The organism is Microcoleus sp. MON1_C5 (genome assembly GCF_036701875.1).
Lineage (GTDB): Bacteria > Cyanobacteriota > Cyanobacteriia > Cyanobacteriales > Microcoleaceae > Microcoleus.
This window is the reverse complement of the sequence record NZ_JAUBRN010000015.1, coordinates 114,065-121,393: the sequence shown is the minus strand read 5'-3', so window position 1 is coordinate 121,393 and position 7,329 is coordinate 114,065. Positions and strand designations below refer to the sequence as shown.

Annotated in this window: 5 protein-coding genes; 1 reads left to right on the top strand and 4 read right to left on the bottom strand. The window is 46.2% G+C overall.

Annotated elements, in window-relative coordinates:
• The 4 genes from QUA71_RS10410 to QUA71_RS10395 all read right to left on the bottom strand — a co-directional run.
• Positions 1 to 1,390: DUF4347 domain-containing protein (locus QUA71_RS10410; RefSeq protein WP_333284630.1), on the bottom strand; the 1,390-nt coding region annotated here is incomplete at its 3' end.
• 815 nt (positions 1,391 to 2,205) lie between these two features.
• Positions 2,206 to 4,314, bottom strand: a complete 2,109-nt coding sequence (locus QUA71_RS10405; RefSeq protein WP_333284628.1) for a prolyl oligopeptidase family serine peptidase — start codon at positions 4,312 to 4,314, stop codon at positions 2,206 to 2,208.
• Positions 4,315 to 4,662: 348 nt separating this feature from the next.
• Positions 4,663 to 5,256, bottom strand: a complete 594-nt coding sequence (gene recR / locus QUA71_RS10400; protein WP_006634457.1) for a recombination mediator RecR — start codon at positions 5,254 to 5,256, stop codon at positions 4,663 to 4,665.
• Between the two features lie 152 nt (positions 5,257 to 5,408).
• A complete protein-coding gene (locus tag QUA71_RS10395) occupies positions 5,409 to 5,777 on the bottom strand; it encodes a translation initiation factor (RefSeq protein ID WP_333284626.1) in 369 nt (122 codons plus the stop codon).
• Positions 5,778 to 6,016: 239 nt separating this feature from the next.
• Between QUA71_RS10395 and trpB the strand changes: the two genes are divergently transcribed.
• On the top strand, positions 6,017 to 7,255 hold the full coding sequence (gene trpB / locus QUA71_RS10390; protein WP_333284624.1) for a tryptophan synthase subunit beta: 1,239 nt from the start codon (positions 6,017 to 6,019) through the stop codon (positions 7,253 to 7,255).
• The last annotated feature ends 74 nt before the right edge of the window (positions 7,256 to 7,329 follow it).

The following is a 7,329-nucleotide window of genomic DNA, read 5'->3' as shown; positions in this document are numbered from 1 at the left end:
GTGTTTCGCCCGCATCAAATGTGCCGTTTTTGTTCACGTCGAAGGCAACTGTCAGACGGTTAGGAAATGTTGGTGAATTCGCCGGAAATAATGTAATTTGAACGGTTCTTTTAGCCTCAGCGCGAATGCTTGTATCTTTATTATCTATCCCACCGGGAACGACAGTGCTAGTTAAAAAATTATAAGATGTGCTTTCGCTGCCTCTAAGTCCTACTGCATCAGCTAGAAACCCTCCCGGCGCAGCCGGATTTGTATTTACACGCCCTCCCGCTCCTGATTGACTAGCAGAATAATTGCCAAACTCGTCTAATCCGATACCTAAATAACCTCCTACAATACCCGATACAATTCCATTCCTATTATTCTGAGCATAGCCGAGAGAGCCGCCAAAGCCTCCCGCTTGTGTTGGCGTAGCTGTTCCGTCAATGAGGAAAAAACTAATGCCATCAGCACCAAGGAGAGGCGCATTCGGTGGTGCTGATGGATAAATGGCAGTACCTCTGTTATAGGCAAAGAAATCAAAGGTAACTCTCAGACCCTCAGTGGCGGAGATGGGGTTGTTGTAGATTACAAAAGCTGCTTGGTCAAAGTCCTTTGATGTTAATCTCAAAGTACCTGTTCCGGCTGCATCGCCAATCCCTAAACTGGGAATAACGCCGCTGTTGTTGGCTGTACTACCTGCGGTTAAGCCTGGTTTGGCAGAGGTGCCAACAACTCCATATATCCAAGGCCCGATTACTGTTGAATTTTTGAATTCTTCGGCAGCTAAGGTAGCTAGGACTGATGTGTAGCTTTCTAGGACTTTTTTTTCAAATGCTAATTCGGCATTTATTTGTCCTGTAGTAATTTGTAATTCCCAGTCGCCACCTAATGCTGCACTCCCTGTTAGGTTATTGGAAGCGGCAATATTTGCGCCGGTTAATTCGCTGAGTTTTTGTATGAATTTAATGCCGGATTCGCCGGCGGCTATGTTACAGCCGTAAAGCAGAATGCTGCCGGATTCGTTAAGGGGTTTTCCCCACTGCTGCAAGTGGTTGCTGTAGGTTTCTAGATTATCAATATTAAGTTCGGTTGAGCCGATTTCTACTGCTGCTTCTCTGCCGTGAGAAACTATGTGCAGGCTGGTGATGCTGCTGCGTTGACCCAGAATTTCGGTGATTTGCTCGATCGCCTCCCTAGTTGGATTGAGTACAAATACTTCCGTTCCTACTTTAATACCACCCATCAATTGCTGGTAGTTTTCTACTCGGGAGTCAACAATCACTAGAGATTTTTTCGCGTCGGGTGCTGCTGTAGAGCTTGCTTGTTTTAAAAAAAAGTTGTTCTTAGTGGCAAAATGGGTAGATTTAGGTATTTTTACGGCTGAAAAATGCCGCTGATTGGAGATCATTTTCTTTATTCCCTGATTTAGTTATTAGTTTTAACTTACCCACCTTGATAAAATTCCATAAACACCATAATATAAATTTTCAATAAATTATTTGTATAAAAATAATTTATTACTTACGTATTTTTTGGGTTGAGATTTTAGGAAAGAATAAAACGGGGGCTGCAGCGGGTGGCTAGGGCGACAAATCACCACAACTTCTACGCAAGCGTTTTCGGGCTTTGAGTGCGCCAACCAAACCTTTTTATTTGAGAACGGGCTATGCCACAACAGAGAGATTTCGATCGCCCATTATTGACGCCTTGCTGAAAAAAAGGCAATGATTGCGGTAACGCGAGGGTTCTCAGTACGGTTGTAGGTATAATTTTTTGTTTAATCTTCACCGTAAGTCAACTTAAAGTCAACTTAAAAAATTGGTTTCCGAGAATTAAAAAATTTTAAATTTTAGATTCGATTTACTACTGTGGGTTATTGACATCGGCGCCAAATGGAGTTATATTAATAACTTATAAAAAGCTCTCCTAACAACCACTAAAGCATACAAAAATTAACAGAGCGTAAGGCAAGTTAACACGAGCTAGGAGTTGACAAGTTGCACTAATTTATGATTTAAAATTTCGGGTAGCCGCAGCGAAAGGTAGTGAAGGGATCGCAGGATTTGAGAAGGGAACGCGAGATTTGCCCAAAAAATTCTTTCAAATACTACGGTGAGGTGCTTTGTGCTGCGTGGGTACCCTACGGGAGAGGCGGAAAAATTGAGGGTGGCACGATCGCACTTTCTCGGACTCGGCAACCCCCAATTCCGCGCTTTTTAAACGTTAGTTAATATCGAGTTCCCGCACTAAAAAAGCCCATTCATCTGCCAGTTCTTCAATGATTTTCGCAGTGGGTTTGCCGGCACCGTGTCCCGCTTTAGTTTCAATGCGAATTAACACGGGTTTTTCTCCCGCGTGGGTTTCTTGCAAGGCAGAAGCAAACTTGAAACTGTGGGCCGGAACTACTCGATCGTCGTGATCGGCAGTTGTAATCATTGTCGCCGGATAAGCCGTTCCCGGTTTGAGGTTGTGCAACGGAGAATAGCCGTGAATTGTGGAAAATTCTTCGGGGTTTTCCGGCGAACCGTATTCAGAAGTCCAGGCCCAACCAATGGTAAACTTGTGAAAGCGCAACATATCCATGACGCCGACTGCCGGCAGGGCTGCACCGAACAATTCCGGCCGCTGAGTCATGCAAGCCCCTACTAATAAACCGCCGTTGCTACCGCCTGCGATCGCCAATTTAGCCGGTTTGGTGTACTTGTTTTCGATCAACCATTCAGCGGCGCTGATAAAGTCATCAAACACGTTCTGCTTATTCAACTTTGTGCCTGCTTGGTGCCAGGATTCGCCGTACTCGCCACCTCCCCGCAAACAGGCGATCGCATAAACTCCACCCATCTCCAGCCACACGACATTGCTAACAGAAAAACTCGGAGTTAGCGAGATGCCAAAACCACCGTAGCCGTAAAGGTAGGTGGGGTTATTGCCATCCAACTGCAAGCCTTTCTTGTGGGTGATAAACATGGGTACTTGCGTACCGTCTTTGCTCGGGTAAAATACTTGTTTTGTCTCGTAATCGTCGGGATTAAAATCGACTTTTGGCTGCCGATAAATCGTACTTTCATCTGTCACCATATTGTAGCGATAAATGGTGTTTGGTGCAGTAAAACTGGTGTAAGCATAAAAAGTTTCGGTGTCGTCCCGCTTGCCGCCGAATCCTCCCGCTGAACCGATTCCGGGCAAGGCAACTTCTCGCACGAAAGAGCCGTCTAAACTGAAAATTTTAATCTGAGTGTAGGCGTCTTTCAAGTAGGAAGCGACAAATTGATTGTTCAGGAGGCCTATGCCTTCGAGAGTTTCTGCTGCTTCGGGGATAATTTCTGTAAACCCCCCCTCCCTGGGCGACGGGGGGGTTTCATCACAAGCGAGGGATGAAGGAGGTGGGTTGTTGGTGTCGATCGCAATTACGCGGCCTAACGGTGCATCCAAGTTTGTTTGAAACCAGAAAATAGAGCCCTCATTGTCGATGAAACTGTACTCAGCCTCGAATTCGCTAATCAGTTCTACAACGGTTGATTCCGGTGCAGTTAAATCCTTGTAGAAAATCAAGTTTTTGGTTTCAGTTCCTTGCCAAACTGAGATAATCAAGTATTGGCCATCTTCGGTGACGCCCCCGCTAAATCCCCACTCTTTTTGGTCGGGTCGCTCGTAGATTAATACATCTTCAGATTGGGGCGTGCCGATTTGGTGGTAAAACAGTTTTTGGTAATAGTTAACGTCTTCGTGCTTGCTTTTTTCGTTGGGTTCGTCGTAGCGACTGTAAAAAAAGCCTTTGCCGTCGTGAGTCCAGGATGATCCTGAGAATTTAATCCACTTTAAATGGTCTGATAAATCTTCGCCGGTTGCCACCTCGCGGACTTTCCATTCCTGCCAGTCGGAACCGGAAGTTGACAAACCATAGGCCATGTACTTGCCGTCTTCGCTGATAGCTATCCCACCCAAAGCAACAGTTCCGTCTTCTGAGAGAGTGTTGGGGTCAATTAATACTTTGGGTTCGCCGTCGAGGGATGTTAAAGTGTAGAGTACGGATTGATTTTGCAGGCCGTCATTCTTGTAGTAGAAATAGCGATCGCCTTCTTTGAAAGGTATGCCGTATTTCTCGTAATCCCAAAGTTGAGTTAGGCGCTGTTTGATTTTTTCCCGCGCCGGAATTTTGTTGAGGTAGGCAAAAGTGACTGCGTTTTGGGCTTCCACCCAAGCTTGGGTTTCCTCAGAGTCGGGATTTTCCAGCCACCTGTAGGGGTCGGATACTTTGACGCCGTGGTAGTCGTCTGTTTGGTCGATTTTGCGGGTTGTGGGGTAGCTTAAAGGTCGATCGAATTGGGTCATGATTTTTTACTACTCTCGGTAACTTTGTCCAGTTTACCCTTTCGCGGCAGTGACGACAGGGAACAACGAAACCCAACACCAAATACCAAATACCCGACAGATGGAAACCTGTCGCTACACAGACAAAACCCGCCGACGCGGGTTTGAGATATTACAAATTTCTCTCTCATTACGAGCCTTAGCGAAGCAATCACAGAACCTTGGGATATAGGACTTGTGGCATCACTTCTGAACTCTTCTTGCTATCTTCTCTTCCTTCGTGACAATAGCGCTAACGTGCCACTTCGCTAACGCACCTGGAAGCGGTTCGTTTCTCTTACTTTTCAATCACTAATTACCCGTTTTTAACTAATCCAACTCTCTCCTTCCTTCCAAAGCGCGAGCCAATGTAACCTCATCGGCATATTCCAAATCTCCCCCCATCGGCAAACCAAAAGCTATGCGCGTCACTAGGGTAAAAGGTTTTAATAAGTGACCGATATAAAGAGTAGTAGTTTCGCCTTCCACGCTGGGACTAATAGCAATAATTACTTCCTTAATCTTTTGCTGACTGACGCGCCGGACTAATGGTTGAATGTTCAATTGTTCCGGGCCAATTCCATCCATCGGCGAGATCACGCCGCCAACAACATGATATTTACCCATATATTCCCGCGTTTTTTCTAAAGCGATTACATCGCGGGATTCTGATACTACACAAAGGGTATGACTGTCGCGGTTTGTATTGCGGCAAATTTCGCAAACAGGGTCAGCAGATAAGTGAAAGCATACTTGACAGAAACCTACTTGCTGTTTGGCATCAATCAAAGATTTAGCTAGGGCTTGCACTTCTTCTTCCGGTCGCTTCAAAATATGTAAAGCGAGCCGCTGGGCTGTTTTTGGGCCGACTCCTGGCAAGCGCTGCAATTGTTCGATTAAACGAGCTAAAGGTCGAGTGTACATTAAAAATTGGCGGTAATTGGTAATATCATTTCTGGTTGATTCGCGATCGTAGAATTGGCGCGAAGTAGGGGCGGGTTTTACCAACCATCTATGTTTTAAATTAAGTATATCATAAACTCGTCCCGCCCATACACTGATGGCTATTGACTAATTTACCCTCCACTAATTTTAGCTTTGTAGCCTAACTTTGTGAGAATTTCTAGCAGCTTTTGCTTGTGTTCGCCTTGAATTTCGATTTCATTATCTTTGACTGTGCCGCCAGTACCGCATTGGGCTTTTAGCTGCTTGGCTAAAGTTGCTAATGTTTCGGGTTTTTCCTGAAAGCCGCTGATGACTGTAACTGTTTTGCCGCCGCGTCCTTTTCGGGATGCTTCGATTTTGAGGTTTTGTTGATTGGGGGGAACTTGGGCAACTCCCCGTTGGAGGGCTGCCGAGTTGTCAACGTTGCCAAATTCAGAGTAAACTATTCGTTTCCCTTCGGTTGTTTTGCTGTCAGAATCTTTGCGTTTGGATGCTGCCATAGGTTAAGATGCTTGAACTTTTTTACTGGTATTTCTAGTTTTAGCGGATTGGGGTATGGTTGCGATCGCTCGGAATGCGCTCTATCTTCTACTTATTGTATTAGCCCGTCAAGCGTTCAAGGAATTATAATGAAATTTGTTCGATCGGCTCCAGTCCACAACCGATTTGCTACGATCGACACCAAGCCTCTAGCTTACCCGTGAATCTAAAAAATCTAAAATCTAAAATCTAAAATCAAATGACAGTCACCCCCCTGCATCTCACTTCCGAAACCAGCGCCCAACGCCCCGACTCCCTCGGCAGATTTGGCCAATTCGGCGGCAAATACGTCCCCGAAACCCTGATGCCGGCTTTATTTGAACTAGAAGCCGCTTTCCACAAATACAGCAGCGAACCCGAATTTCAACAGCAACTCCAACAATTACTCAAAGATTATGTCGGCCGCCCCAGCCCTTTGTATTTTGCCGAACGCCTCACAGAGCACTACGCTAAAGCAGACGGAACTGGCCCGCAAATTTACCTCAAACGCGAAGATTTAAACCACACGGGAGCTCACAAAATTAACAACGCTTTAGCTCAAGCATTGCTCGCAAAACGCATGGGTAAAAAGCGGGTAATTGCTGAAACTGGTGCCGGTCAACACGGCGTTGCTACTGCCACAGTTTGCGCTCGTTTCGGTATAGAATGCGTTGTCTACATGGGCGTTCACGACATGGAAAGACAGGCTTTAAATGTGTTTAGAATGCGCTTGATGGGAGCAGAAGTGCGGCCGGTGGCTGCGGGTACGGGAACGCTGAAAGATGCGACTTCCGAAGCGATTCGCGACTGGGTGACAAATGTCGAAACAACTCATTACATTCTCGGTTCCGTGGCAGGCCCCCATCCTTACCCGATGATGGTACGCGATTTCCATGCGATAATCGGTCAAGAAACCCGCGCTCAGTGTCAGGAAAAGTGGGGCGGTTTGCCGGATATTTTATTAGCTTGCGTCGGCGGCGGTTCTAATGCAATGGGTCTTTTCCACGAGTTTGTGGGGGAAGAAACTGTCAGATTGATCGGTATTGAAGCGGCGGGCGAAGGTGTGGAAACTGATAAACACGCTGCTACTTTGACTAAGGGAAGTGTGGGAGTTCTGCACGGGGCGATGAGTTATTTGCTGCAAGATAATGAAGGTCAAGTAATCGAGCCACATTCGATTAGTGCGGGTTTGGATTATCCGGGCGTGGGGCCGGAACACAGTTATTTGAAGGATGCGGGTCGAGCTGAATATTATAGCGTAACTGATGCAGAAGCGCTGGAAGCATTTCAGCGGCTTTCGCAGTTGGAGGGGATTATTCCGGCTTTGGAAACTTCTCATGCGATCGCCTATTTAGAGACTCTGTGCCCTCAGCTAACAGGCAATCCGCGCATTGTGCTGAACTGTTCGGGACGCGGCGACAAAGACGTGAACACTGTGGCGAAGGTTCTGAATATCTAGGTTAGCGGAATTTGGGGCGATCGCTCTGTAGGAATTAGTAACAATTAATTGGTGTCAACTTAAGACTAAAATCC